Annotated in this window: 33 protein-coding genes; 9 read left to right on the top strand and 24 right to left on the bottom strand. The window is 65.3% G+C overall.

Annotation, left to right across the window (positions count from 1 at the left end; translation table 11 throughout):
• Positions 1-176: 176 nt before the first annotated feature.
• The 11 genes from MKI84_RS13120 to MKI84_RS13070 all read right to left on the bottom strand — a co-directional run bounded on the left by MKI84_RS13120 (position 177) and on the right by MKI84_RS13070 (position 8,533).
• The gene (locus tag MKI84_RS13120) at positions 177-752 is read right to left on the bottom strand and encodes an HK97 family phage prohead protease (protein WP_241620092.1); all 576 of its coding nucleotides are present in this window, start codon (positions 750-752) and stop codon (positions 177-179) included.
• Positions 749-931, bottom strand: a complete 183-nt coding sequence (locus MKI84_RS13115; RefSeq protein ID WP_241620091.1) for a cytochrome P450 — start codon at positions 929-931, stop codon at positions 749-751. Before MKI84_RS13115 ends, MKI84_RS13120 begins: the two co-directional genes overlap by 4 nt.
• Entirely contained in the window at positions 928-1,116 is a 189-nt protein-coding gene (locus MKI84_RS13110) for a hypothetical protein (RefSeq protein WP_241620090.1), read from the bottom strand. Before MKI84_RS13110 ends, MKI84_RS13115 begins: the two co-directional genes overlap by 4 nt.
• A 1,254-nt stretch (positions 1,117-2,370) precedes the next feature.
• Entirely contained in the window at positions 2,371-3,540 is a 1,170-nt protein-coding gene (locus tag MKI84_RS13105) for a phage portal protein (RefSeq protein WP_241620089.1), read from the bottom strand.
• 68 nt (positions 3,541-3,608) lie between these two features.
• Positions 3,609-3,932 carry a hypothetical protein gene (locus MKI84_RS13100; protein WP_241620087.1) on the bottom strand — a complete coding sequence of 108 codons (324 nt, stop codon included), beginning with the start codon at positions 3,930-3,932 and terminating at the stop codon, positions 3,609-3,611.
• Positions 3,929-4,204 carry a phage baseplate assembly protein V gene (locus MKI84_RS13095; RefSeq protein WP_241620085.1) on the bottom strand — a complete coding sequence of 92 codons (276 nt, stop codon included), beginning with the start codon at positions 4,202-4,204 and terminating at the stop codon, positions 3,929-3,931. Before MKI84_RS13095 ends, MKI84_RS13100 begins: the two co-directional genes overlap by 4 nt.
• 64 nt (positions 4,205-4,268) lie before the next feature.
• On the bottom strand, positions 4,269-5,579 hold the full coding sequence (locus tag MKI84_RS13090; protein ID WP_425353840.1) for a DNA-packaging protein: 1,311 nt from the start codon (positions 5,577-5,579) through the stop codon (positions 4,269-4,271).
• Positions 5,548-6,024, bottom strand: coding sequence for a hypothetical protein (locus tag MKI84_RS13085; protein ID WP_241620083.1), 477 nt, complete (start codon positions 6,022-6,024; stop codon positions 5,548-5,550). The genes MKI84_RS13090 and MKI84_RS13085 overlap by 32 nt, the downstream gene beginning before the upstream one ends.
• Before the next feature lie 582 nt (positions 6,025-6,606).
• Positions 6,607-7,242, bottom strand: a complete 636-nt coding sequence (locus tag MKI84_RS13080) for a TetR/AcrR family transcriptional regulator (RefSeq protein WP_241620081.1) — start codon at positions 7,240-7,242, stop codon at positions 6,607-6,609.
• A 49-nt stretch (positions 7,243-7,291) separates the two neighbouring features.
• On the bottom strand, positions 7,292-7,864 hold the full coding sequence (locus MKI84_RS13075; RefSeq protein WP_241620079.1) for an NADPH-dependent FMN reductase: 573 nt from the start codon (positions 7,862-7,864) through the stop codon (positions 7,292-7,294).
• Between the two features lie 150 nt (positions 7,865-8,014).
• Positions 8,015-8,533, bottom strand: coding sequence for a DUF5330 domain-containing protein (locus MKI84_RS13070; RefSeq protein ID WP_241620077.1), 519 nt, complete (start codon positions 8,531-8,533; stop codon positions 8,015-8,017).
• A gap of 219 nt (positions 8,534-8,752) precedes the next feature.
• Here MKI84_RS13070 and MKI84_RS13065 point away from each other — a divergent pair, with 219 nt between their 5' ends.
• Entirely contained in the window at positions 8,753-9,472 is a 720-nt protein-coding gene (locus MKI84_RS13065) for a peptidoglycan-binding domain-containing protein (protein WP_241620075.1), read from the top strand.
• An 8-nt stretch (positions 9,473-9,480) separates the two neighbouring features.
• Complete coding sequence (locus tag MKI84_RS13060; protein WP_241620073.1) at positions 9,481-9,825, top strand: DUF1491 family protein; 345 nt, start codon at positions 9,481-9,483, stop codon at positions 9,823-9,825.
• 24 nt (positions 9,826-9,849) lie between these two features.
• Here the strand turns inward: MKI84_RS13060 and MKI84_RS13055 are convergent, their stop codons facing one another.
• From MKI84_RS13055 to MKI84_RS13040, 4 genes are all read right to left on the bottom strand, one after another.
• Entirely contained in the window at positions 9,850-10,995 is a 1,146-nt protein-coding gene (locus MKI84_RS13055; protein ID WP_241620072.1) for a DUF2336 domain-containing protein, read from the bottom strand.
• A 302-nt stretch (positions 10,996-11,297) separates the two neighbouring features.
• Positions 11,298-11,546: a hypothetical protein gene (locus MKI84_RS13050; RefSeq protein WP_241620071.1), complete on the bottom strand. Its 249-nt coding sequence runs from the start codon at positions 11,544-11,546 to the stop codon at positions 11,298-11,300.
• Positions 11,530-11,757: a hypothetical protein gene (locus MKI84_RS13045; protein ID WP_241620069.1), complete on the bottom strand. Its 228-nt coding sequence runs from the start codon at positions 11,755-11,757 to the stop codon at positions 11,530-11,532. The genes MKI84_RS13050 and MKI84_RS13045 overlap by 17 nt, the downstream gene beginning before the upstream one ends.
• A gap of 105 nt (positions 11,758-11,862) precedes the next feature.
• The gene (locus MKI84_RS13040) at positions 11,863-12,066 is read right to left on the bottom strand and encodes a hypothetical protein (RefSeq protein ID WP_241620068.1); all 204 of its coding nucleotides are present in this window, start codon (positions 12,064-12,066) and stop codon (positions 11,863-11,865) included.
• A gap of 393 nt (positions 12,067-12,459) precedes the next feature.
• Here MKI84_RS13040 and MKI84_RS13035 point away from each other — a divergent pair, with 393 nt between their 5' ends.
• From MKI84_RS13035 to MKI84_RS13025, 3 genes are read left to right on the top strand one after another with little or no spacing between them, the layout of a single operon-like run.
• A complete protein-coding gene (locus tag MKI84_RS13035) occupies positions 12,460-12,969 on the top strand; it encodes a hypothetical protein (RefSeq protein WP_241620066.1) in 510 nt (169 codons plus the stop codon).
• Entirely contained in the window at positions 12,962-13,459 is a 498-nt protein-coding gene (locus MKI84_RS13030) for an ImmA/IrrE family metallo-endopeptidase (RefSeq protein WP_241620064.1), read from the top strand. Before MKI84_RS13035 ends, MKI84_RS13030 begins: the two co-directional genes overlap by 8 nt.
• Before the next feature lie 8 nt (positions 13,460-13,467).
• On the top strand, positions 13,468-14,562 hold the full coding sequence (locus MKI84_RS13025) for a beta family protein (protein ID WP_241620063.1): 1,095 nt from the start codon (positions 13,468-13,470) through the stop codon (positions 14,560-14,562).
• On the opposite strand, the gene MKI84_RS13020 is transcribed toward MKI84_RS13025, so the two are convergent.
• The 7 genes from MKI84_RS13020 to MKI84_RS12990 form a co-directional block, all read right to left on the bottom strand.
• Entirely contained in the window at positions 14,559-15,317 is a 759-nt protein-coding gene (locus MKI84_RS13020; RefSeq protein ID WP_241620061.1) for a sce7726 family protein, read from the bottom strand. The genes MKI84_RS13025 and MKI84_RS13020 overlap by 4 nt on opposite strands.
• A 67-nt stretch (positions 15,318-15,384) precedes the next feature.
• Positions 15,385-16,800, bottom strand: a complete 1,416-nt coding sequence (locus tag MKI84_RS13015) for a site-specific integrase (RefSeq protein ID WP_241620059.1) — start codon at positions 16,798-16,800, stop codon at positions 15,385-15,387.
• A gap of 48 nt (positions 16,801-16,848) precedes the next feature.
• The gene (locus MKI84_RS13010) at positions 16,849-17,106 is read right to left on the bottom strand and encodes a hypothetical protein (protein WP_241620057.1); all 258 of its coding nucleotides are present in this window, start codon (positions 17,104-17,106) and stop codon (positions 16,849-16,851) included.
• Positions 17,103-17,405 carry a hypothetical protein gene (locus tag MKI84_RS13005; protein WP_241620055.1) on the bottom strand — a complete coding sequence of 101 codons (303 nt, stop codon included), beginning with the start codon at positions 17,403-17,405 and terminating at the stop codon, positions 17,103-17,105. Before MKI84_RS13005 ends, MKI84_RS13010 begins: the two co-directional genes overlap by 4 nt.
• Positions 17,402-17,665 carry a ribbon-helix-helix domain-containing protein gene (locus MKI84_RS13000; RefSeq protein ID WP_241620053.1) on the bottom strand — a complete coding sequence of 88 codons (264 nt, stop codon included), beginning with the start codon at positions 17,663-17,665 and terminating at the stop codon, positions 17,402-17,404. Before MKI84_RS13000 ends, MKI84_RS13005 begins: the two co-directional genes overlap by 4 nt.
• A complete protein-coding gene (locus tag MKI84_RS12995; protein WP_241620051.1) occupies positions 17,662-17,937 on the bottom strand; it encodes a helix-turn-helix transcriptional regulator in 276 nt (91 codons plus the stop codon). Before MKI84_RS12995 ends, MKI84_RS13000 begins: the two co-directional genes overlap by 4 nt.
• 72 nt (positions 17,938-18,009) lie before the next feature.
• A complete protein-coding gene (locus tag MKI84_RS12990; RefSeq protein ID WP_241620049.1) occupies positions 18,010-18,366 on the bottom strand; it encodes a helix-turn-helix domain-containing protein in 357 nt (118 codons plus the stop codon).
• Between the two features lie 93 nt (positions 18,367-18,459).
• On the opposite strand from MKI84_RS12990, the gene MKI84_RS12985 reads away from it, so the two are divergent.
• Together MKI84_RS12985 and MKI84_RS12980 are read left to right on the top strand one after the other, a co-directional pair.
• Complete coding sequence (locus MKI84_RS12985; protein WP_241620047.1) at positions 18,460-18,690, top strand: helix-turn-helix domain-containing protein; 231 nt, start codon at positions 18,460-18,462, stop codon at positions 18,688-18,690.
• Positions 18,687-19,130 carry a hypothetical protein gene (locus MKI84_RS12980; RefSeq protein ID WP_241620045.1) on the top strand — a complete coding sequence of 148 codons (444 nt, stop codon included), beginning with the start codon at positions 18,687-18,689 and terminating at the stop codon, positions 19,128-19,130. Before MKI84_RS12985 ends, MKI84_RS12980 begins: the two co-directional genes overlap by 4 nt.
• A gap of 57 nt (positions 19,131-19,187) precedes the next feature.
• Here MKI84_RS12980 and MKI84_RS12975 read toward each other — a convergent pair whose 3' ends face one another.
• Entirely contained in the window at positions 19,188-19,871 is a 684-nt protein-coding gene (locus MKI84_RS12975; RefSeq protein ID WP_241620043.1) for a hypothetical protein, read from the bottom strand.
• Positions 19,872-20,034: 163 nt separating this feature from the next.
• Positions 20,035-20,256 (bottom strand): hypothetical protein, encoded by a 222-nt coding sequence (locus MKI84_RS12970; protein ID WP_241620041.1) that lies wholly within the window; start codon positions 20,254-20,256, stop codon positions 20,035-20,037.
• Between the two features lie 72 nt (positions 20,257-20,328).
• On the opposite strand from MKI84_RS12970, the gene MKI84_RS12965 reads away from it, so the two are divergent.
• Positions 20,329-20,925, top strand: coding sequence for a helix-turn-helix domain-containing protein (locus tag MKI84_RS12965; protein WP_241620039.1), 597 nt, complete (start codon positions 20,329-20,331; stop codon positions 20,923-20,925).
• The gene (locus MKI84_RS12960) at positions 20,922-22,019 is read left to right on the top strand and encodes a DUF7146 domain-containing protein (protein WP_241620038.1); all 1,098 of its coding nucleotides are present in this window, start codon (positions 20,922-20,924) and stop codon (positions 22,017-22,019) included. The genes MKI84_RS12965 and MKI84_RS12960 overlap by 4 nt, the downstream gene beginning before the upstream one ends.
• Positions 22,020-22,031 lie beyond the last annotated feature (12 nt).

The following is a 22,031-nucleotide window of genomic DNA, read 5'->3' as shown; positions in this document are numbered from 1 at the left end:
GCCCTCGAAGCCCGCAGGCCCGCGCCATTCGTGCCGGGCCACGTGGAGCCACGCGACCCCCGCGACTTCACGCGGGCAGGCCCACGCTTCGGAGGCAACGACCAGCCCCCAACCTCCGTCAGGCGGAGGTGGCGGCGCAGGCGTCCTCGAAGCACGCCAGCACCGCCCATGCGTTCTCATGCCGGGGCGGGCGTGAAACCGGGTGCCGTCCTCAGCCGCCGCGCGCCACGCCGGATGGTGGCGGCGAGCGAGCCGCCCGCGCGCTTCACGCTGGCGATCCGCGCATCGGGCTGCATGGGAAAGGTCACCACCGAGATTTCCCACAGGTCGATCCGGGCGAGCCGCCGCACCCTTGAGCGCGGATCGGTGCGCCCTTCCACGGCGCGGAAGCCGATGGAGAGCCCGTCGAGCGCGCCCGAGCGCATCAGCGCCAGCACCTCGCGGGCGCGGGCGACATCCAGCGTCAGCCGGCCGCGCACGAACAGGCCGCGCCCATCCTCGGCAATCTCGCTCCAGGTGCCGATCGGCTCGGCCGGGTCGTGCTGGAACAGCATGCGCACGCCCTGCGGCCCGCGTTCGGCGAGCGAGCGGGCGAAGGCCCCGGGCAGGATCACGTCGCGCCCGAGATCGACCCGGCCAAACAGCGCGGCATAGCCCTCGAAGCGGCCGTCGGGCTGAATGGCGGCCAGCGCGCCGGCCGAGGCCTTGGTCTCCAGCGAAGGCGCGAAACGGTGGGAGAAAGCAAGGCTCATGCGCCCTCTCCCTGTCCGCCCGGCTTGCGGGTGGCTGCCGCGCGCTCCAGCTTGCCGAGCGTGCGGGCGAACTGGCGGAACACCTGCGGCGCGTCGCCGGCGCGGGTGGGCGCGGGCATGGGCGAAAGCCGGTGAAACTTTCCGGGCAGGAACGCCCGGATTCGAGGTGTGCCGGTCATGGATCGTCTCCGAACTGGCTGTTGAAGCGCGCGATCTCGCGCACGAAATCGTCGAAGCGGCGCACCGCGGCGCCGAGTTCACGAAAGGCGGCCCAGGCAAAGCCGGAGGCGCCGAGCGCCCACATCAGCAAAGCGAGATGGCCCAGATCGCCCCGCGCGGCGAAAGCCTCGATGAGGGTCTGCATGACGCGCCTTTCCTGATGCGATCGGTATGGGCACTGGCGGGCCGCCCCGGGTGGGACCATGGCAATCACTGCGCCCCACCCGGAGGGAGCCGCGAGAGCCCCGTTCATTGCGCGCCGCCTTGGCGCGTATGGCGCCGACGAGCACGGGAATGTCCCGAAGCGCACTTTGCTCCCTCTCCCGTCGGGGAGAGGGCCGGGGTGAGGGGCAGAGGCCGGACAGCCCTGAACGGAACCCGCCCCACTCAACCCTCATCCCGCCCGCCGGGATTGTCCGAGGCCGGCGCGGCCCATCCGGCCGGTCACCCCGGATCACCGCTGAACCTGCCAACCCACCCACCCCTTCGGCACGAGGTCGATGACGCAGCGCGGGTGTCTCCCTACATCCGCAAGCGGGTGTCCCGGCCACTCCCCGCCGGGGTGAGGGGCAGAGGCCGGACAGCCCTGAACGGAACCCGCCCCACTCAACCCTCATCCCGCCAGTAGCGCGGGGATTGTCCGAGGCCGGCGCGGCCCATCCGGCCGGTCACCCCTTCGGCACGGGGTATATGCCGCAGCGCGGGTGTCTAACTACCTCCGCATAAGGGTGTCCCGCCACGCCCCTTCCCGCTCCCCGTCAGGGAGCCGGAATGAGGGGCCGAAGCCGGGCGGCCCGGCACGGAACCCGCCTCACTCAACCCTCATCCCGCCAGTGGCGCCGGGAGGATCAACGACGGGGCGCGGCCATCCGACCCGCGATCCTCGATCACCGCGACGCAGCGCTCAGGATGACCCGCTGAACATGGCAACCCGCCCACCCCTTCGGCACGAGATCGATGCCGCAGCGCGGGTGTCTCCCCACCTCCGCATAAGGGTGTCCCGAAGCGCCCCCTTCCCGCTCCCATCGGGGAGAGAGCCGGAGCGAGGGACCAAGGCCGGGCGGCCCTGCACGGAACCCGCCTCACTCAACCCTCATCCCGCCAGTAGCGCCGGGAGGGTCCACGAAGGGGCGCGGCCATCCGGTCCGCGACCTCGGTTCACCGCGACGCAGCGCCTAGGATGACCCGCTGAACATGGCAACCCGCCCGTCCCTTCGGCACGAAGTGTATGCCGCAGCGCGGATGCCTCCCCACCTCCGCATGTGGGGGTCCCGAAGCGCCCCCTTCCCCCTCCCCATTCGGGGAGAGAGCCGGAGCGAGGGGCACACCGCTCCCGACCATCCTCCCGGCCGCAGCGCCGGGACGCGCCTCCGGGGAGGACGGCGCCTTGGCTCCCGCCTCACCCCGCGCCATAGCCCACCGCCTGCCGCTTCTCCTCATCGGTGAGGAAACCGGCCTCCGACACCCGCCGCCACAGCGCCTCGCGCTCGGTGGAAAGCGCCTCCACAATGTCGAGGTCCGGCTCCAGCGTCAGGGCGGCCGCGCCATAGGCCGGCGCCAGCCAGCCGGCGAGCGCGGCGCCGATCCGGCGCGCCATGGGCAGTACGCTCTGGCGCCAGAATACCCGGTTCGCCTCGGCGTAATTGGCATAGGTCGCGTCGCCCGGAATACCGAGCAGCATGGGCGGCACGCCGAAGGCCAGCGCGATCTCGCGCGCCGCGGCGTTGCGCGCCTCCAGGAAGTCCATGTCCTTTGGCGAAAGCGAGAGCGGGCGCCAGTCGAGCCCGCCTTCCAGCAGCAGCGGGCGCCCGGCATTGCCGGTGCCGGAGAAATTGCTCTCCAGCTCCTCCTTCAGCCGCTCGAACTGTTCGTCCGACAGATTGCCCGCCCCGCCATAGACCAGCGCGCCGGACGGCCGCGCGGCATTGTCGAGCAGCGCCTTGTTCCAGGCCCCGGCGGCGTTGTGGATGTCGAGCGCCATCTGCGCCGCCTCCAGCGGGGGCGCGCCGTAATGGTCGTCCAGCGGGTTGAACAGCGCGATGTGCAGGATCGGCGGCACCGCGCCAGCTCCCGCGATCTCCTGCTGGAAACGCACGCTCTGCCCGCCCGCCGTGTAGTCATAGGCCTCCGCCCAGCCATCGGCTCCCGGCACCACGCGCATGCGGTCGGGCCGCAGCACATGGAGTTCGCGCACCCGCCCCTCCAGGCTCACCGCCTCGACATAGCCATTGCCGGAGAGCAGCAGATGCGCGCTCAGCGCTTCCATCAGCACCGGCCCGCTCATCTTCGGGCCTGGCCGCGCCAGCAGCGCGGCGAGCGGGTGCCCCTCCGGTTCGCGGCCATCCTCCATCAGCGTGAAGACGACCTCCGCCACGCCTTCCGCGATCATCCGCACGCAGCGATGGGCGATGGCGTTGCGCTGGTAGCCCTCGCGGGCCAGCGCGCCATAGTCGCGCGGCGTCCAGCGCGCACGATGCCCCGAGAGCAGCGCCACCAGCCCCCCGGTCCGCGAGGCCTTGACCTCCGCCGGCGCGGCGGGGCGGGAGCGAAACGGCAGGCGAAGCAGCATGAGGAAGCTCCTGAAAATGAAAAAGCCCGGCGCGAGCCGGGCTTGGGTTGCGGCAGGCGGAGGCTTCGTCAGCCACCCGGCGGTTTGATCACGAAGATGCCCGGCAGGCCGGAATCGTGCAAAACGAGCGTGCAGGACGCCGTGATCGACGCCTCCTGTATGTGCCTGCGACGCCCATCATCGGCCGGGTCCGGCTGCTCAAGCTCCAACGCGACGCTGATAGGAGTAGATACGCCGTCGGCACTGCCGGATATCGCCGCCTGATCGCGGGCATTGATCGTCAGTCGACGATTGCCGAGATCGAGCGTCAGCTCCTGCAGATAGAGGGTTCCCAGCGCGCCATCCGGCCCCAACCCTATCTCGAAACCCGCCGGTACTGTCGGGTTCGTCACGCAAGGCCGGGTGCGATGTCGGTCACATCTGGCAGGAAATGCCCGGTCCAGATCGGGTGATCGGGATCTCCTTCCAGATATTCGATCACGAGCCTGGTCCCCGCAGGCAGCGGCGGCGGGATCAGGCTGCCGGGCTGATAGGCCGGCGCCCAGTCCGCCCAGACCGGCATGTCGCCGGAAACGGAGGGAACCACCACCTTTACACGGCCGCGCCCGGCGGCATCTGCCGCGTCGATCACGCTCGCCCGATATTTGCCGAAGAAGCGTTCCATCCCGGCCCCTCCCTGAATTGGAGGGATCAAAGCTGGCACATCGCCGGGTCGCCGCACATCCCCCTCACACCCGCCTCACCCGCGGCGCCGTCTCCTTCGGGCCGAGCGCCAGCGCGGTGATGGCCCAGACCAGCGCGTCCATGCGGTCGGGGGAGCGGCCGGAGGAGAGGCCGCCGGTGCCGAAATCGCACATCTCGTCCTCCAGCGCGGGAAAAGCCCCGGCGTGGCGCACGCGGCCGCGTTCGTAGAGCGCGGCCACCGGCTCGGCGCGCAGCCATTTTCCGCGCGTCGCCCGCACCTCGCTCACCGGCACGCCGTCATCGATGGTGGCGAGGATGGTGCGCACCATCTCCCCGCCCTGGTTCACCTCCACCACCACGCGGTCGGCGGCGAGCCTGTGATGCAGCGCCACCACGCGCGCGCCCCATTGGCTCGGCGTCAGCCCCTGCGCGCTCTCATCGGCCAGCACATGCACCATGCCCTCGCCGTCGAGCCCGGCGGCGACGATGCCGCAGGCATCCGCCCCCTTGCGCGAGGAGGCCGGCGGGTCCACCGCCACCACGATGCGCGTGAGCGGCGGTGCCTCGTCCTCCCGCGCCTCCTCGATCGCGGCGCGGCGCCACAGCGCGTCGGGCCGGTCCTCGACCAGGTCGCCGTCAAGCTCCTGCCGGCCGAGCCGCGTGCCGGCATAGCGCCCGACCACCCCTTCGAGGAAGGTCGGCGCGAGGTGGACGGCGTTCTCCACCGTGGCCATCCGCGTCACCGCGCAGCGCGGGTCGGCGAGCAGGCGGCGGATGAGGGCGGTCGGGCGCGGCGTCGTGGTCACCATCTGGCGGGGATGGGTCCCGAGCCGCAGCCCGAATTGCAGCATGTCGAAGGCGGCCTCGGCATAACGCCATTTCGCCAGCTCGTCGCACCAGGCCGCGTCGAATTGCGGGCCGCGCAGGCTTTCCGGGTCGTCGGCGGAAAAACCCTGCGCGATCGCCCCGTTCGGCCAGACCAGCCGGCGGCGCGTCGGCTCCCATTGCGGGCGTTCATGGCGCGGGTGCACGGCGAGCAGGCCGGAGACCCCCTCCACCATCACCTCGCGCAGGTCGGAAAGGCTCTCGGCCACCAGCGCGATGCGCCCTGCCGCCGGGCCCTGCGCGCCGGTCGCCAGCGCGCGCACCCATTCGGCGCCCGCCCGCGTCTTGCCGGCGCCGCGCCCGCCCAGCATCAGCCAGATGGTCCAGTCGCCGCCGCCCTGCGCCTTGTCCGGGGCCATCTGCGCCGGCCGGCCGAGCAGCGGCCAGCAATGGAGCAGGAACTGCGCCAGCTCCGGCGAGAGCGCGGCGATGGCGGCGTCAAGCCGTCCGGTCCGCCAGCACGCGTTCAAGAGTTGCCGCAAGCTCGCGTCGGTAGGCTTCTGCGTCACGCGGCATCTCCTCGTCGTCGATCTCGTTCTCCTCGCCGCGTTCCAGCGCCGCGAGTTCGCGCAGCGAGCGCACCAGCACCGCCAGCGTGCGCGCCGCGCGCTCGGTGTCGGCGGCGACCCCGCCCTCGGCCTCCAGCCCGGCGCGGGCGACGAGGCGCTCGACAGCGGCGATCTCCGCCTCGATCCGCGTCACCAGCCGGGCGATCAGCGTGCGGCGCGGCAGCGGCTGCGCCCGAATGCCGCCGGCGTGCCGGGCCCATCCCCATTTTTGGGCCCGCCGGTGCAGCGAGCGTGGCGAGAGGCCGAGCTGCGCGGCCACGTCCTTCAGGGGCACGCGGCTGTCCTCATAAAGCCGCCGCGCCACCTCGGTCGGGGTTGCCGCAAAATCGGGACCTGACGACGCCATCGACACCCTCCGCGAACGAAAAAGGCCGACGCTCGATCACGCAATGATCGACGCCGGCCTCGAAACCCTCGCCCCGCCCGGCAACCGCCGGCCCCGGACGCATGTGTGGAGCATGCCCAGAACCTACCCTGCCAGCGTTACGCTGTCAATGACTATATTCCTATATCGTGTAAATCCCCTCTTTCCCGCCGCGATCCTACAACCTTGCGGCGGTGGGCCCGCACCGATGTCTCATCGCGGATCGGTCCGAAACGTCGAAACAGGTGCCGTTCTGAAGCGGAGCGGCGGGCAAAGTCAGGCCTGCAGGCCGTCTCGGCTCCCATCACGCGGCCGGATGGTTCGCCGATCGGGGCGCCTGAAAAAACCGCTTCAGCCCGGCCCGAGCCTCCGCAGGCCAGACCCGCTTGGCGGTACGCATCTGTCGCGATCTCGTCGTCCGCAGCCGCGTCGCCCGGGATCGGGGACGGCGCCGTGCTGGTTCGGGGGTGGACCTGCATGAACGGCCCGCCACGGCTCGACCTCAAGCCCGCTCCGCTGTTCACGCGCCAGGAGCCGGGCGGCGACCATCCGCCCGGGTGCGCCTCACCCCCGCTCCGCCTCGCGCACCACCAGTACGGCGGCCCGCGCGACGATGCGCGTGCGTTCACGGGCGGACGGAAGGTCAGGGGCGAACAGCGCGCGATGCAGCAGGTCCTGCACCGCCATGTCGTGGAACATCCGGGCGAGGTCCGCTGCGTGGTCGTCATCGATGCCGGGGCGGCGCGCGCGGATAAACGCCGCTATCCGCGCCTGCGTCACCCCCGGCCCGCTGCGATACCAGAGCGCGCCGAGTTGCGGAAACCGGGCGGTTTCCCCGATCACGAGGCGGAACAGCGCGAGGTGGCGCGGCGTCAGAAGCTGGTCGAGCAGCGCCTCGCCCAGCCGCGCAAGGCCCGCTTCCAGCCCCAGCCCGTCAAGTTCCACCTCGTGGAACGGCGCGAGGATCTGCCCGCAGGCATGTTCGATCGCGGCGAGGAACAGGCCCTCCTTGCCGCCGAAGAAGGCGTAGATATTGGTCTTGGACCCGCCCGCCACGCGCACGATCTCGTCGAGGCTCACCCCGTCATAGCCGTGCGTGACGAACAGGCAGGCCGCCGTGGCGCGCAGCCGGTCGCAGGCGGCATGGCCGCGCTCCGTGCGGCGGGCCAGCGCCCGCCGTCCGGCCGAGGGCACCGGCACAGGCGATGCGGCGTCCTCCGCCGCATCGCTATGGTCGGTTGTGGCCGTGTCAGGCCCCCTGCTTGAAATAGCGGACCACCTCGATCTCCTTCAGCAGCGCCCCGGCGCCGCCGAGCAGGAAGTCGCGGGTCTTCTCGTCGGTGAACACGCCGTCCTTCACCTTCTCGGCAACGCCGGGAACCGCGAGATGCGGATAGGTCACGACCCGCGCCCCGGTGGCGGTGAGCGTCTCGCGAAGCTGCGCCTGGGCGCGGATGCCGCCGGTGGAGCCGGGGGAGGAGGTGAGCACCAGCGTCGGCTTGCCGATCAGCGCGCCCTTGGCATAGGGGCGCGAGCCCCAGTCGATGGCGTTCTTCATCGCGCCGGAGGTGCCGTAATTATATTCCGGCGAGGCCACGATCAGCCCGTCCGCCGCGGCGATGGCTTCGCGCAGCGCCACGGCCCCGGCCGGCGGCGTCGCGTTGTCCTCGTCCTGATTGTAGAACGGCACGTCATTGAGCCGGAAAACCGTGAGGTCGGCCTTGTCGGCCAGCGCGTGCTTCAGCGCCTCCAGCAGCGCGGTCGAGAAAGAGGCAGCGCGCAGGCTGCCGGAGATGCCGAGAATTTTGGGACGGGTGGACATGGGTCTGAACTTTCCTGCCGGGCATGGCCGCTCATGGGCCAGATGATACCCATCAGTATCATCTGAAGGCGGCGCCGGGAACCGTGTCCACGGCAATGCCACCCGTGCATTTTTGCATCGGCGCGCCGAAAGCGCCGGCGGCGGCGCCGATCAGGCCGGTTTCTTGGGGGGCAGCGGCACCGGCGGCGCGCCGGGCGCGCCCTTGGCGGCGGCAGCCGGCTCGGCTTCCGAGGCGCGGGCGGGAGCCTCCGGCGCGGGCGAACCCGGCCGCGCGCCCTGCCAGGCCGGGCTCAGATCATGCGCGTTCAGCGTGTCGGCGGCGGAAGACCCGGCCGCGCGCTCGGCCACCCGTCGCTTCTGCTCGACGATCTGCTCGGTGATATAGCCAAGCACAAGTTGGGCTCCGGCTTGAGCCCGCTCACCCAGCATGTCGATGATGTTGGACCCAATGGCGCAGGCCTGCGGCTGCCGGGTGCAGAAGCCCCCCGCATCCGCCACGGCGGACGAGGCCGCGCCCAGCGCCTCGAACGCCCCGACCTTGGGAGCGGCCGGGTTCGATGCCGCGTGCTCGCCCTCGACGCTCCGCCCGTCGCCCGAGGTGCCGGACAGGCCCGGCAACAGCAGGAAAACGAGGGTCAGCCAGAATGCCACGCGCAACAGGAAGAACATGACAGGTCTCGCGAAGATCGACGAACGTCCGCCGGAATGCCGGCAACACCATAATAAACGCAAGGCGTTGCTCATCCGATGCCGGGATCGTGCGAATTCTCGGGATCGCGGAAAGCCGGTGTTAAGCACGATGCCGGTTTTAGGGTTCGCTTAAGGCCCCTGTGGCACAGTCATGCCATCGAGCGCCCGAAGGCGCGCCACACATTTTCAGGCTGCTTCATGCCCCGTTCCTATGCGAGCGATCTGCTGGCGAACGATATCGGCCTCGAAGGCGGACGCCTCGCCGACTACACGCCGCGCAGCGAGCGCCGCAGGTCCGATCTGTTCATGGCCTTCCTCGCCGCCGCCGCTGCGGCCGGCGTGCTGTTCAACGCGCTGGCGCTGCAGAATGGCCGCCGCCCCGACATCACCTCGCTGTTCTCGCTGGTGTCCGCGCAGAAGCCGGCACCAGTGCCCCCGAGCGCGCCGGCCGAACTGCGCGCGCCCGAGCCGGCCCCCGCCGCGCCTTCCCCGGTCGAAGCCGCGCCGCCGGCCCCCGCCGCGCCCATCGTTCTCGCACCCAGCATTCCGCTGCCTCCGGTGAAGCCTGCCGCACCTCCGCCGAAACCGGCTGCGCCCGTACAGGCGCAACCTGCGATTCAGCCCCCCATGCCGCTCTACGGCACGCCCGCCGCAAATTCCGCAGCGAACGCAGCCACCCAGAGCCCGGCCGCCTTCCGCCCGCCCGGAGACCTCGGCGTTTCGGCGCGGGTGATGGAAGTCCAGAAGGCGCTCGCGAGCATCGGCTACGGCCCGGTCCCGATCGACGGGCGCACCGGGACCGCTACCCAGCAGGCGATCCAGCGCTTCGAGCGCGACCGTCGCCTCCCTGTTACCGGCGAGATCAGCGACAAGCTGATCCGTGAACTCAACGCCGTCGCCGGCTTCTCCATCCGATAGGTCGCGCCATGCGCCTCAAGAGCGCCTTCTGGGTCGCCGCCCTTATCCGCCGTGCCAATGGTGCGGGCGCCTTCGCGGCGGTGCGTCGCCACGGCTCGGACGAGGCCGGCGCGATCTTCGTGAAGGTGGCGACGCTGGACGGCCATGCCGCGCTCTATGCCCCCGCCCTTCCCTCGCTCGACGCGCGCGAGGACACCGGCGATCGCTCTTTCGAGCAGCGCCTGCCACCCGGCTCGCCCGAGCCCGAAGTGGAGGAGCGCATGCGTCGCGAGATCGGCTACGACGCGGACCTGTGGTTCGTCGAGATCGAGGACCGCGAGGGCCGGCATTTCCTGGAAATCGTCACGGACTGAAGCGCACCGGCAGCTGAGCGCGGCTCAGGACCGCTGCTTTTCCGCTTTCTCGGCCCCCTGCCCGGCATTGGCGGCAACAGGCCTCGCAACGGCGAACTCGCGCATCGAGGGGGCCTCTTCGCCAGGGCGGGCACCGGACCGCCTGGTACCGCCCCGCCACGAGGCCACAAGATGCTGCGCGCTGGCATTGGGCAAGCCGTCGAACATGTCGGCAAGCCGTGCCATGTCGGCAGCCGAGCGCCCGGTCACCGGATGCAACCGGAATAGCACGCGAGAGAGAATGGCGAAGGAGAGCCCGAGCGCCCGCGCCGCGACGGCCAGCGCCTGCCCGCTCTCATCGGCAACGATGCGCACCGCCGTCTCCGCGCTGACACCGAGCGCCTGCTCCAGCAGCGAGGCCACGGCAGCGGCATCGTCACAGCGGGCGGCCTCCAGAAGGGCATCGGTGAAGTCAGGGCCGGGCGCTGCAACGCGTTCGGCGAGCGGCAGCGGCGCCAGCGTGACGAGGCGCTGGACGATGAGCGCCCGGTCTTCCGGGCTCGCGGAAAGATAATCCGCCCGCCCCGCTGCCGGCCGTGTCTCCGTGGGCGCCGGGGCGACGTCGACAAGGGCGGTCGGGGTGACCATCGCAGCGGCGGGCGGCGCGGCCGCAGGCGGGGCCTGGGTTGCCGGCTCGGGGACGAGGGGCGCGGCGGCGTCCACGGCTTCCGGCTTAAGGTCGCCCACGGAAACCGCCTCCCCGAGCATCATCGAGGCCAGCTTCTTGGCCAGAGCCGGCGATACGTCGCGCCGCACCGAGAGCGCGGCGAGATGATCCTTGGTCGCGTCGCTGGCGATCGCCAGCAGGGTGTCTTCCTCCAGAACCGGTGACAGCCGCAGGATCGGCCCGGCCAGCGCCAGCGGCCCCTTGGCGAGGTGCAGCGCCAGTTCACGCGGCAGATCCGTCCGCTCCGCAAGGCTGCGCACAACCGGCGCGGCGACTGAGGGTGCAACGGCGTCGATCAGGCGGATCGCCAGTGTCGCGAAGCGCGCCTGCTCGGTCGCGTCATGGGTCGGCGCGGCCAGATAAAGCCGGCCCAGCAGGCGCAGCAGTTCCGGGCGCGTGTCCGCATTCTGGCGACGCGCTTCCTCGATCAGTACTTTCAGGCCGGAGCCGAAGGGGGCGGACATGGGTTGGACAGGCTTTTCGGAAACATCGGCACGGCGCGCCCCGGAACAGGACGGCTGAAAACAAGCTAGCCGCCGATGGTTAGAAACCCGTTAACCATCATGGCTAAACGCCAAAATGAAAAATGCCTTGGCTCTCAGTCTCTTCGCTCCCACGGCGATGTGAACAAGCCGCGAACATGAGACTGCGTGAGACCGTCTCACGTCTCATATGAGACGCACAGGGTTGAAAGGCCCGGCGGAGACAGCAGCTACCAGCCCGCCGCATCGTTGAGCACGGCAATGGCAGAGGTGACCTCCCGCTTTCAAAGCTCTTTGACTGGCAGCCTCATTCCGCCGGCATGGCGCTGAAACGCCACAAGGTCCGCCTCCTCGGCGAAAGCGACGACGACGTGCCGGCGCCCGTCGATATGCGCGCTGAACGACCGGGGAGCGCAGGACACATAATAGCGGGCGCCCCAGAGCAAATCACGCTCGTGCTCCTCCAGGAAAGCGAGTTGATAGGGATAGTTTCGCCGGATCTGCCCGAGGGTGATCTCACCCTTCCGCCGCATGGCCCGATCGCCGCGACGGGCGCCCCCTGAGATACCCCCAGGATGCTTCCTGCCGCGCCATCTCGAGCGCGACCTCGAGATATTGCTGCCCGATCAACAGCGCCTTGATGGTGCCCCTCAGATCGCCGTCGCAGGCGGCAATCGCCTCGTCGATATCATCATCCGTGATGACAATGGGCTCCCCCTCGGCTGGGGGCTGCTCGCTCGTCATGACCATCTCCCTCGTCAGATCGAGAGATAGATTCCATGAGAACGAAAAGAGAACAAGAGGGCGGCGACATCCGACGGATCTCGTCCGCACCTCCCACTGTCGGCGCTAGAGGAAAGCCGCCTCCAGCTCATCGACAGCGGCCGTAGCGCCACTGAGGCGGGCACGCGCCAAATTATTGAGAATGCCAATCATTTCGCGCCATCGTGCGGGGTCGCGGTGTTCGCTTTCCAAGAGATAGCTGCTGCATTCGAGAATGAGCGATGCTTCATTGAGCGCGCCTTGCAGCTGGCTGATCTGCTCGTCAATCATAATAGCCTCATGCGGGTAAGGTCGCCCCGCAACAGGCTGCCTGTAGCTGCTAAAGGTAAGGTGTTGCCCATCAATGTGTCGCCTACACGCAGTTCCTGCTATTGATGAGGCAAGCCTCAACTCGCCGCGCATCTGACGCCCGAAGCGCCGTAAAGCCCAAGGGATGATATTGTTACCGTACCACCGATCTCGACTTTCAACTCGTCCCCCGGAAAATGCGGTCAGCGGAATCGAGCTCCCGATGGCATTCACACTCTCGGTCAGCATCGAACATCCCGCGATGCTTACTTGGCACTCTACGCAATCGAGATCCGCGACGATCACTCTCCGTTATCTTGCATTTTTGTTCCACTTATGTTCTAACATTGAGAGCCATTGGTGGATGCAAAAACCGTGAAAAAGAAACGTTCATCGAGCAGGGTCTCACCCGGAACTGCAACGGAAATCGTCGTCCTAATTTTTTTTATAGGACTGATTATCGGTGGAATATGCGTGGCATTGTTGATTTACGCTGGCCGCGGGTTTCCGGCCGAGGAAGTTGCATCATCCGGAGACAGCATGACGTACGCCGATTTCTCAGCAATCATGCTGGGCGCAGCAGGGTTAATTGTCACTGTGATCGGCGTGTTCGTGGGCATACTAGCCATATGGGGCTATACTCAATTAATGCGTGCTGCTCAGATAGCAGCTGAGACCTGCGTAGAAGGTGAACTAGATGGCACTCTTGGAGTGCGCATTATGGAACAGGTAGATAAACATTTAGAAGATTCAATAAAAAACGGCGCTGCAAAAACATTGATAGAAGCAAAACTAGCCAGCCGCGCGTACGAAGGTACGCGGATAGCGCCATCGAATATTGAAGGCGATGAGAACGATCCTTACGGAGTACCTTCTCATGAATAGGTATCTTGACCGATTAAATTCGCGCGAGCGCGAAATAGTTCTCAGTCACATATCGAATGTTCCTGTTAAGCTCTCGGCATTAGCTCGCGAACTTGGCATAGAAGTCAAAGCGTCAACTCTTCCGGCGGGAATTTCAGGTGAGATAAGGCCATCGCAGGATCGACCTGGAACATACACAATACGTGTTAATCGTCACGATAGCGAAGGCAGGCAGCGCTTCACGGTTGCCCATGAGATCGCACATTATCTTCTTCATAGAGATAAAATTGGGGCCGGCCTAACCGACGATGCGCTCTACCGCTCCAAGTTGACGAACTTTCTAGAAATTGAGGCCAATCAACTGGCGGCAGACATTTTGATGCCAACTCAATTTGTGCGAAAATACGAATCGTCACTCTCTGGCTTTAGCTCCGATGAGAAGATCGCAATAATGGCCAGGGAATTTGGGGTTTCTGAGCCAGCCATGAAAATAAGACTTGGCCTATCCTAGGGAAAAGCATGCTCTTAAAGCCGCGCAGGATGCAATACCTTCCAATAATGTCGGTTCGCCCTGCTGAAATTAGGGCCCTGACGGAACTTCCCAATAAATGTAAGGACGCCCTAACCCCATTTATTATTTTGAAGCCTTGGGCCTCAGCACATTTTCTCTCCAGTGCCATTCAGCAGGCTGAAAGCGCGCTGGGGGAACGAAATTGGATAGCCGATGTCGCTCTGGACAGCGTCACCTCAACGACGATACGGCCCGTCCATCACGAGATAGCAGCCCTAAGAGACCCTAAAAACGGCTACGACAATTGGTATTCTTTTGTTGCAGAGAAGCCAAATGTTATTCCCTGCGCATTAATTGGCGATCTAACTCAATTGCCCTTTCAAATACAAAAGCTGTCAAGCCTAAATCGCGGCATTGTTATTCGCGTAAAGCTTAGCGATATTGAAAAATACGACACCGTCATCCAGACGGCGGCACAATATATTAATTCTGATCAGTTATTATTTGTATTTGACTTTGAGCACCGCGGCAGAGAACTTCTCGCGAGTGCGTCTCAGGCGGACGCTTACATAAAGAAGTTTAGCCAATTTTTTCCATCCGGAAACATGTGCGTTTCCGCAACAACATTTCCCTCGGACTTCGCGAGCCGAACCGAGCAGGAAATCTACGAGAGACTGCTATACAATGAATTATCTAAAAATACACATGGCGTAAATCTTATATACTCTGACCATGCCAGCACACGAGTGGACCCACTAGGTGGGGGCGGAGGAGGCATCTATCCGCGCATTGACTATCCTCTCGAACAACTTTGGAAATTTCGTCGATCGTCGGAATCGATAACCGGAGTGACTGAAGTCGAGAAAATATCCTCCTACACGAAATTGGCAGCAAGCCTAATTCGCGAGGATTTTTGGGATAAAAAGCTGAGATTATGGGGAGTACAGATGATTGAAAAGATCGCCAACGGCGATCCAACGGGAGCCATGACCCCTGCAAGGTGCACTGCCGTGCGCATTAATATTCATCTTCACCGTCAATTATACTACGGAAAGCCTGAATCCGAAAAATATGACACCGATGAATCTTGGGATGACTTTTAGGCAACATCCGTATTCTGATTGAGGTGGCGCGCCCACATGCGCCAAGCAGCTGCCCGCTGGGCCTTAAGCGCGTTAACTGACGCCCTAACCTCATTGAATCTACTTAGCGCGCGAATATCAACGACCTCAAGCTGCCGACCTGCTACCTGCGACAGAAAGCCTACCGTCGACGACCTAAATCTACGCGTCAGCGCAGAAACAGCGAACTCTCGTGCCAATCGGGGCGGGAGGCCCTCTAGGGCTGCGAGGAGATCTTCACGCAAACTCGACTTTGGCTGAACTCCGGCACCGCGCAAACATGCTCGCAAATCAGATATAGTCATCAATTGCGCGATAGTTTCCGCCTGTTTTCTGCTGATCTTAGGACGCACGCGCACCTTCAATGCACCATTGTCACAAAGCTCCCATAGACCAACGCCGGCAGGAATGCACTCACCAGCCCGCTTCAGGTGCTTCGTAGCCGCAACCACTATCACTCTGTCAAAATACAAATATGAATTATCTATTTGCGACTTTAGCCGAGAAAGATTATCCGAATCTGTTTTAATTTCGAAACACGTTATATCCTTGTCAATAATGACAAGATCCGCTCTACTTTTCGATGAATTAAAGCAAAATTCTGATATTATCGCATTCGGCAACGCCGTCCACTTCGAGCGGAGCGTCTCTATAATTGCAATCTTTGCAATAGCTTCTGGAGAGCTTCGAGTGAGCTCCCGTTCGTGCTCAGAAGAACAAAAATCATGCATCGTCATTCTCAGTGCCCTCGCGCAGAGGATCGGGCAAATTCGTGTCTATCTCTTAAAGAAGGCAGGGGGCGGATTAAAGCCCCCCCTTCCCCTCAAGCCACCTGGCCGCTTTCCCGACCGCACTGGCCGCCATCTCCGGGTGGCGCCCGAGATAGTGCTTGAGGATCTGAGAGGCGCTTTTCTCACTGTGGCCTGTCACCGAGATGATTTCGGGGATCGTGGCCCCCGCCAGTGCCATCCACGTCACCGACGTGTCCCGCAGGTCCTGGTCGCGGAAGTCGGCCAGCGACGGGCACGGCTCCACCTTCCAGCCCCCTGCCCCGTCCGCCACGCCAGCGACGGCGGCGGCGCGAACGGCGCCGAAGATCTGTCGGTACCTCTCTCCTGAAAATGGCCGGCGGGACTGCTCATTGATGATGAGCTCGGCGTGCTGAACCTTGAACCCCTGCCGCCGCACCCTCGCATTCCTGAGCCTCTCGACCAGTTGCGCGGTCGGCGGCGCCAGCACAACGGCGCCGGTCTTCTTCTGGCGGAACAGCAGCCGGCCATCCAGATCGCGACCGTCGACCAGCAGGAGGCGATCACGCTGGCGCTGGCCGGTCATCAGCCCCATGACGATGGAATCGCCGATCTCGGGATAGCCGACGGCATCCGCCGTCGCGATCAGGCTGCGCATTTCATGGACGGAGCCGACGCGTAGGCGCGGATCCGGGCTTTCCATGCCCAGGCGCGCGAAGGGAGACGGCCCGAGCTTGCCGTGATTATGAGCGAAAGCCCACGCGGCCGACAGCGCGCCAATGATGCCCCGCGCCATGGGCAGGCCGCGCTCCTCGGTGAGCCGTTCATAGAGGCCGTGCACCGCCCGCCGCGTCAGCTCCTGCGCCGGCGCCGCCCAAAGCTGGCCTTCATCCTGCTGCTCGATGGCGCGCGCCATCTTGGCGTAGAAGATGCGGCTCGCGCGGGCGAGCGGCTTGATACGCCGCTTGCCCTTCATAGTCTCGGAGCTGCCGAAACGCGGGTTCCTGGTGGGATCCTGCCAATCCTGGATCATCTGCGCGATCGTGTAGATATCCTGCCGCTGGCGCAGCGCAGGGATCCGCCGGCGCCCGGCACGGGCGGCGGCGATTTCCTGCCGGCGCTCCTCGACCTCCTGCGCCCGGCGCGCGGACCAGTCGGCGGCCTGATCGAGCGTCAGCCATTCACCCGCGCGCCGAAGATCCTCGCCCTTGAAGCCGAGTTTGCGGTGCGCCGGCGTCGCGACATAGCGCGGCCGGCCCTCGCGCCAGACCACAAACGGAATGTTCACAACGATTTTTGCCACGGCGACCTCGCGAGCGGCGGACACGCGAAGAGCAGATGATGAGCGAGACGGACGAGTGGTGGCAAGTTGGGTCATCGTAAGCACCATGACAGGCCGTGCAGCACGAGCTGAGCGCCGGCCATGCAGAGGATGAAAAGCCGCAGCTCGGCGCGCGCGAGCTGCCACCATGTGGAAGGAGGCGCGAGTGTGTCGCGCCTCCCGTTCTCATGAGCGGGATCAGCCACGGCGTTTCCTCCGCTCGATCTCGGCCGCGAGCTCCGCACCGGCCGGCGTCGGGATGACGTGAAGCGAGGGACTGTTTCGCTCCTCGAGCAGGCCGCGGCCGATGAGGCCGCGGATGGTGGCGTGGTTGATGTTCGCCGTGCCCGGCGCCCGCCATGGCCCGTAAGCCGTGCGGAAGATCCGCTTGCGCTTTCTGGCGGTCAGCAGCGCCGACTTCTGGGAGGCGGAGAGGTTGAGGGACGGCGCGCTCATGCCGCCCTCCTTCGGTCCAGCTCGCGATAAGCGGCTGTGATCCAGTTCTGCATGGCTCCGGCCGGGCCCGAGGTGGAGGTGGCGCGTATACCCGCCATGACAAGCGTGGCGCCATTCCATCGGGTATTGAATTTCGCGCCGTGGCCGCGCTCCAGGTCGCCGATCAGCTGCAGGATGGCGTCCCGCCGCGTCTGGATGCTGGCAAGGTCGCTGCCGGTGGCGGCCGGCAGGGCCGCGCTGCGGTCCTTGAGAAGGTGGATGAGCTTGAGCAACTCGTCATCGGGTAAGCGCGTGCTCATGCCGCCGCCCTCTCCTGCCGGGGCGTGAGCCGACCCTTGAGGGCTTCGTCGAGCACGAAAAGCCGCAGCGCCGATGAGAGATTGCCGCTGGTGCGGTTCATGTCGACGAGCCCGATCAGGTCCGCCAGCGTCATCTGACGCCCGGCGGCGATCTCTTTCAGGCTGGCGAAGAACTCATCCTCGAGCGACACGCTCGTCTTGTGGCCGCCGATCACGACAGAGCGCTTGATGACGGGGCTTGTGCCGGTGCTGTACTTCATGCCGCGCCCCCATAGATCTCTTCAAGGGTGGCAGGGCGTTGCGCCACGGGCGCCGCCGGCGGCGGCTCGTTGCCGGTGGTGCCGTCGATCCACGCCAGCACGGCGGCGCGGCTCCATTTGCCGAGGCTACCGGGCAGCTTGGGCGGGAAGCGCTGCTCGCGCTCGAGCTTGGGCAGCTTGTTGTAGAGATGGGCGGGCGAGACGCCGAGCCATTCGGCCAACTCCTCGCGGCCGACGGTCGGCAGGGGTGCCGACGCTTTCAGGATTTCCATGACGATTTGCCTCCGCGCAGTGATTTGCGCGGATCAATTGGTCATTACGACTAAAAATCTGTCAAGAAAATTTTAGTCGTTTTGTCTAATGCGCGTCCTGTAGGAGGTGGCGAGCGCCTGAACGGTCTCGGCGATCACCGCGCGATCGGTCTCGGGCAAGCCTGCAACTAGCCCGTCCAGAGACGGTACGTTGGGGTGTCGGAAGAAATCACCTGGGGAAATCTCAAGAGCTTGAGCAAGCCGGATAATCGTTGCGGCGCCAGGCTCTCGCTTGCCCGTTTCATAGTTTCCGACGCTGGTCACATGCATCCCGAGGCGATCGGCAAGCGCCTCCAGCGTGACCTTTTTCGCGCGCCGCCACTCGCGAAGGTAGAAGCCATCGACGGGCTGGTGTTGTGACTGCGGTGATTGAAGCTTGGTAGCGGTCATGTGGGGATCGTAGGCAACCTGCTGGGTTGCGTCCGCAGACGAAACGACCAAATCACCCTTGACAATATTTAGTCGTTTCGACTGCATGGAGGCATGGCAAATCACCTGCTTCGCGATTGGCGCACATCGCGCGGTCTGACGCTCGAAGAGTTCGGGCAACAGGTCGGTGTCTCCCCTTATGCAGTCTGGAGCTACGAGGCCGGACGTCGGCATCCGCGCCCCAAGGTGTTGGCAGCGATCGTGCGCGTCACGGCCGGCGAGGTTGGTGCCGACGCTTTTCTCCCTGCCGATCCTCCGGCCGCTCCGATGGAAGCCGCCGAATGATGCCGTCCTCCCCGTCATCCCTTCTTGAGGTGCTCATGTCCGCCTGCTCCTCTCCCATCTCCCTGTCGAATATTCGCGCGTCGCTGTCCGCGTCGGCCTTGCCCCGGCCCCGCGCGGCGCGAAGCGCACAGATTGCCGTTGATCTGCCACGGCTGGCCGCATTCCTCCGCGACCGGCATCCCGTCGACACTGCCAAGCGGGTTGCTGCCGATGCCGGCGTGCCGTCACGTACCGTCGCGAACTGGCTGGTTTCCGACGCCGCACCGACCTTTCAGCACACAATGCGGCTGGTGGCGGCCTATGGCCCGGCGCTCATCGTTGCCTGCGTCACGCCCGTGCCTGGCTGGGCCGGCGAGGCCGCCCGGGCAGAGCGCAAGCGCGCCATCGAGGCGGAGCTGGCGCGGCTGGCTGGGGAATTGGCGGAAGTGGGAGGGGTGTGATGAGCGAAGCGCCGATGACAAGAACGCCAACCCCACCACACAATATTCTTTCAGTCTCTACGGTCTCATCACGAGCCCATCATCATACGGTGGTTTGGATACAAGTGAATGCGCATGTTTTTTGAATTTATATGCTTCATCCTTGATAGATTCGACAAGATCCAGGGCGGGGACAATGTCAATTCTTTTGTCATCCCATCTACCAGCCTCCCGCCTCTGATCTTCGTATTTCTGTATCCGCGCGTCAATCGAAATAATTCCAGATACAAACTCTCTATCGAGCCTCCACATCTCTCGATATCCAATAATACTCTCGATGCTCCTAATTGGATGCGCCCATTCAAGCGGAGCAGAATAACCATTATTTGTTGCGTCAAGCGCGATAAGGGCTTCATCAGCTTCAGTTGCAATTGCCCGGAGTGCATTTGCAGTCAGCGCATAGAGCGTATCTTTTTGCGCCTGTTGATCCTTATGTTGAGACTGCAACTCGCTCGCCTGCATGTCGACCTGCCTCCGCGTAAGACCGAAGGCCAGGGCAGCTGCCATCAGCGTCATCAGTCCACCGGCGATCGCCCCCCAAAAGCCGAGCCAGTCGGCGCGCCCTTCCTTGTTGGCCCACGCGACCGGGTCATCCATGAGAGCCGCCAGCAAAGACGCTCCGAGTGCGGCGCCAAGCACCGTGCACGCAACCGGAATGGCGAGCTGCTCAGCCAGCTTTTGCAACGCTTCACGAGAGATCATGGGGTGCTCGTGCCTCTGTCATCGACACATTTCGGGGTGGTATCATGAAGATGCCGGCGGTGGCTGATGAGCAAGAGGCCTCGGCCCGGATGGCGCGATTGTCGCTGTTGGGCACCTCACTGTGTGACCCAACGATTCCGCCCGCCGTTCTGGATCTGCGGACCTATTTCGTCTTCGCGAGGCTTCCGGCGCGCGCGACCAGCAACTGCGCGTATTGCTCGACCGAGGTCGAAAAAGCGGGGTTCATGCCCTCCTGCTTCCATTGCGCCAATGCGTCGCTGAGTTCCTTTTCGCTTGGCGTTCTCCCCGCCATGGCGAAGGGCAGCAGGAAGTCATGCACCGCTGAGCGCAGCTCCAGATATTGGAGGTGCGGCTGGATATCCATTTTCGGTCCCCTTCAAGGCCTCGGGATTTCGAGCTTCGCCGAGTCGCTTTCGCGGCGGAAGGGGCATCGTCGATGACTACCACGGCCAAAACTGCGCGCAATTCGTCAACCGTCTCGCCGAGATTGCGTCGCGGGGTTGGTGGACGTGAAGATTTTTTTGCTCGTCTCCTACGGATCGATGCCCGGCGGGAAGCTGCAAATATCTCGCTTGAGCAGCTCGCCGCTGCGGCCAAGGTGAGCCGGCGAGCCTATCAGTACAATCTCGCCGGCCGCTTCGCGCCTCGGGCATCTGCATTGCGTCGGCTCGATGCCGCGCTCGACCTGCTCATTCGCGACGTAGCTGAAACGCATCTTTGCGCGTTGTGGCGTTCCACGCTTTCCCTTGTCGCGCTCGACATGGGCCTTGTGCCAGCGGACGTTCTGGCCGCCGCGCCCCAGGCAAATCTCAAGGGTGATGAGAACTGGATGGCGGCGGCGCAGGCGCGGCACCGGGCGTTCTATCTGCTGGTCACCGCGCACAATGTGCCGATGACGCAGGCGGCGGCCGTCGCCGGCGTTTCCAAGCAGGCGGTGAGCAAGGCGCTGCGGCGCGTGGAGGACGGCCGCGAGGATCCGCTGCGCGATCGCGCGATCGAGATGCTCGCCCAGGCGCTCGAGGTGCCGGCATGAGCGGTGACCGCCAACTGGTGGAGGATGCCAAATTCGCGGCGCAGGCGCAGATGCGCGCCCTGGTCAAAGAACTGCTGCCCGATCCCAAGGGCTATTTCTCAGGCGCCTACTACCACTGCCGCAACCCGGGCCGCGCGGATCGCTCCGTGGGCTCGTTCTTCGTGCTGCTGACCGGCCCGCGTGCCGGCTTCTGGCGCGACCAGGCGACTGGCGAACAGGGTGATGTCATCCACCTGGTGCAGCTCGCGCTCAAGCTCGGGCCGGGCGATGCCATTCGCTGGCTGGCGAACTGGACGGGTGTGCGCAGCCTTTCCGGCCCGGCGCTGATGGCGAAGCAGGCGGAATGGCGGGAGGAGGCCGCGCGCTCCTCCCATGAGGACGAACGCGAGTTCGACGAGCAGCGCCGGCGGGCTAAAGGGCTTTTGCTCAATGGGAAGCCGCTCTGTCCTCCGGCTTTCGGGGCCATGGCTTCGCCGGCATGGCGCTACTTCACCGAGGTTCGCGCCATCAATTTCGACCGTATCGGCGGTGTGCCCTCGCTCCTGCGCTGGATACCGGCGCATCGTCACCGCGAGAGCGGGCAGGAACTGCCCTGCATCGTCGCCGGCATTGTCGACCAGGCCGGCGCCATCATCGGCGTGCACCGCACCTGGCTGCGGCCGGACGGCAGCGACAAGGCGCCGGTGCGGCCGAACCGCAAGATGTGGCCGCGCGGCATTGCCGGCGGCGTGACGTGGCTTTCGCGGGGTGGCTCGAAACATTCCGCGCTCGAGGCCGGGCGGCGCGGGGAAACCGGCATCGTGATCTATGGCGAGGGCATCGAGGACGGGCTGACGGCGGCCATGGGCGAGCCCGAGGCGCGCGTGGCCGCGATCCTCAGCCTCTACAATCTCGCCGATCTCTCCGATCTCGCCTGCGCGGCCGGGTACGTGGTGCTGCGGGACAATGATTGGACCAAGCCCGAGGCCGTCGCCGCCTTCGATGAGGGCTTCGCGCGGATCCGTTCGTTCGGCAAGCCCTGCGAGTGGATCAGCTCGCCGCACGGCAAAGACTTCAACGATCTGGCGCAGGCGGAAGCCGCTGGCGCGCTTTAACCCCATGGAGGC

This window comes from Ancylobacter gelatini (assembly GCF_022601675.1).
Lineage (GTDB): Bacteria > Pseudomonadota > Alphaproteobacteria > Rhizobiales > Xanthobacteraceae > Ancylobacter > Ancylobacter gelatini.
Note: the sequence above shows the minus strand (reverse complement) of the source record. Positions and strands in the feature narration are given on the sequence as shown.

What these genes read in the sequence shown, in the direction of transcription:
- MKI84_RS13120 (WP_241620092.1), bottom strand. Translation starts at nt 752, where the DNA reads ATGAGCCTTGCTTTCTCCCACCGTTTCGCGCCTTCGCTGGAGACCAAG.
- MKI84_RS13115 (WP_241620091.1), bottom strand. Translation starts at nt 931, where the DNA reads ATGACCGGCACACCTCGAATCCGGGCGTTCCTGCCCGGAAAGTTTCAC.
- MKI84_RS13110 (WP_241620090.1), bottom strand. Translation starts at nt 1,116, where the DNA reads ATGCAGACCCTCATCGAGGCTTTCGCCGCGCGGGGCGATCTGGGCCAT.
- MKI84_RS13105 (WP_241620089.1), bottom strand. Translation starts at nt 3,540, where the DNA reads ATGCTGCTTCGCCTGCCGTTTCGCTCCCGCCCCGCCGCGCCGGCGGAG.
- MKI84_RS13095 (WP_241620085.1), bottom strand. Translation starts at nt 4,204, where the DNA reads ATGGAACGCTTCTTCGGCAAATATCGGGCGAGCGTGATCGACGCGGCA.
- MKI84_RS13085 (WP_241620083.1), bottom strand. Translation starts at nt 6,024, where the DNA reads ATGGCGTCGTCAGGTCCCGATTTTGCGGCAACCCCGACCGAGGTGGCG.
- MKI84_RS13075 (WP_241620079.1), bottom strand. Translation starts at nt 7,864, where the DNA reads ATGTCCACCCGTCCCAAAATTCTCGGCATCTCCGGCAGCCTGCGCGCT.
- MKI84_RS13070 (WP_241620077.1), bottom strand. Translation starts at nt 8,533, where the DNA reads ATGTTCTTCCTGTTGCGCGTGGCATTCTGGCTGACCCTCGTTTTCCTG.
- MKI84_RS13065 (WP_241620075.1), top strand. Translation starts at nt 8,753, where the DNA reads ATGCCCCGTTCCTATGCGAGCGATCTGCTGGCGAACGATATCGGCCTC.
- MKI84_RS13060 (WP_241620073.1), top strand. Translation starts at nt 9,481, where the DNA reads ATGCGCCTCAAGAGCGCCTTCTGGGTCGCCGCCCTTATCCGCCGTGCC.
- MKI84_RS13055 (WP_241620072.1), bottom strand. Translation starts at nt 10,995, where the DNA reads ATGTCCGCCCCCTTCGGCTCCGGCCTGAAAGTACTGATCGAGGAAGCG.
- MKI84_RS13050 (WP_241620071.1), bottom strand. Translation starts at nt 11,546, where the DNA reads ATGCGGCGGAAGGGTGAGATCACCCTCGGGCAGATCCGGCGAAACTAT.
- MKI84_RS13045 (WP_241620069.1), bottom strand. Translation starts at nt 11,757, where the DNA reads ATGACGAGCGAGCAGCCCCCAGCCGAGGGGGAGCCCATTGTCATCACG.
- MKI84_RS13040 (WP_241620068.1), bottom strand. Translation starts at nt 12,066, where the DNA reads ATGATTGACGAGCAGATCAGCCAGCTGCAAGGCGCGCTCAATGAAGCA.
- MKI84_RS13030 (WP_241620064.1), top strand. Translation starts at nt 12,962, where the DNA reads ATGAATAGGTATCTTGACCGATTAAATTCGCGCGAGCGCGAAATAGTT.
- MKI84_RS13025 (WP_241620063.1), top strand. Translation starts at nt 13,468, where the DNA reads ATGCTCTTAAAGCCGCGCAGGATGCAATACCTTCCAATAATGTCGGTT.
- MKI84_RS13020 (WP_241620061.1), bottom strand. Translation starts at nt 15,317, where the DNA reads ATGACGATGCATGATTTTTGTTCTTCTGAGCACGAACGGGAGCTCACT.
- MKI84_RS13015 (WP_241620059.1), bottom strand. Translation starts at nt 16,800, where the DNA reads ATGGTGGCAGCTCGCGCGCGCCGAGCTGCGGCTTTTCATCCTCTGCAT.
- MKI84_RS13010 (WP_241620057.1), bottom strand. Translation starts at nt 17,106, where the DNA reads ATGAGCGCGCCGTCCCTCAACCTCTCCGCCTCCCAGAAGTCGGCGCTG.
- MKI84_RS13005 (WP_241620055.1), bottom strand. Translation starts at nt 17,405, where the DNA reads ATGAGCACGCGCTTACCCGATGACGAGTTGCTCAAGCTCATCCACCTT.
- MKI84_RS13000 (WP_241620053.1), bottom strand. Translation starts at nt 17,665, where the DNA reads ATGAAGTACAGCACCGGCACAAGCCCCGTCATCAAGCGCTCTGTCGTG.
- MKI84_RS12995 (WP_241620051.1), bottom strand. Translation starts at nt 17,937, where the DNA reads ATGGAAATCCTGAAAGCGTCGGCACCCCTGCCGACCGTCGGCCGCGAG.
- MKI84_RS12990 (WP_241620049.1), bottom strand. Translation starts at nt 18,366, where the DNA reads ATGACCGCTACCAAGCTTCAATCACCGCAGTCACAACACCAGCCCGTC.
- MKI84_RS12985 (WP_241620047.1), top strand. Translation starts at nt 18,460, where the DNA reads ATGGCAAATCACCTGCTTCGCGATTGGCGCACATCGCGCGGTCTGACG.
- MKI84_RS12980 (WP_241620045.1), top strand. Translation starts at nt 18,687, where the DNA reads ATGATGCCGTCCTCCCCGTCATCCCTTCTTGAGGTGCTCATGTCCGCC.
- MKI84_RS12975 (WP_241620043.1), bottom strand. Translation starts at nt 19,871, where the DNA reads ATGATCTCTCGTGAAGCGTTGCAAAAGCTGGCTGAGCAGCTCGCCATT.
- MKI84_RS12970 (WP_241620041.1), bottom strand. Translation starts at nt 20,256, where the DNA reads ATGGATATCCAGCCGCACCTCCAATATCTGGAGCTGCGCTCAGCGGTG.
- MKI84_RS12965 (WP_241620039.1), top strand. Translation starts at nt 20,329, where the DNA reads ATGACTACCACGGCCAAAACTGCGCGCAATTCGTCAACCGTCTCGCCG.
- MKI84_RS12960 (WP_241620038.1), top strand. Translation starts at nt 20,922, where the DNA reads ATGAGCGGTGACCGCCAACTGGTGGAGGATGCCAAATTCGCGGCGCAG.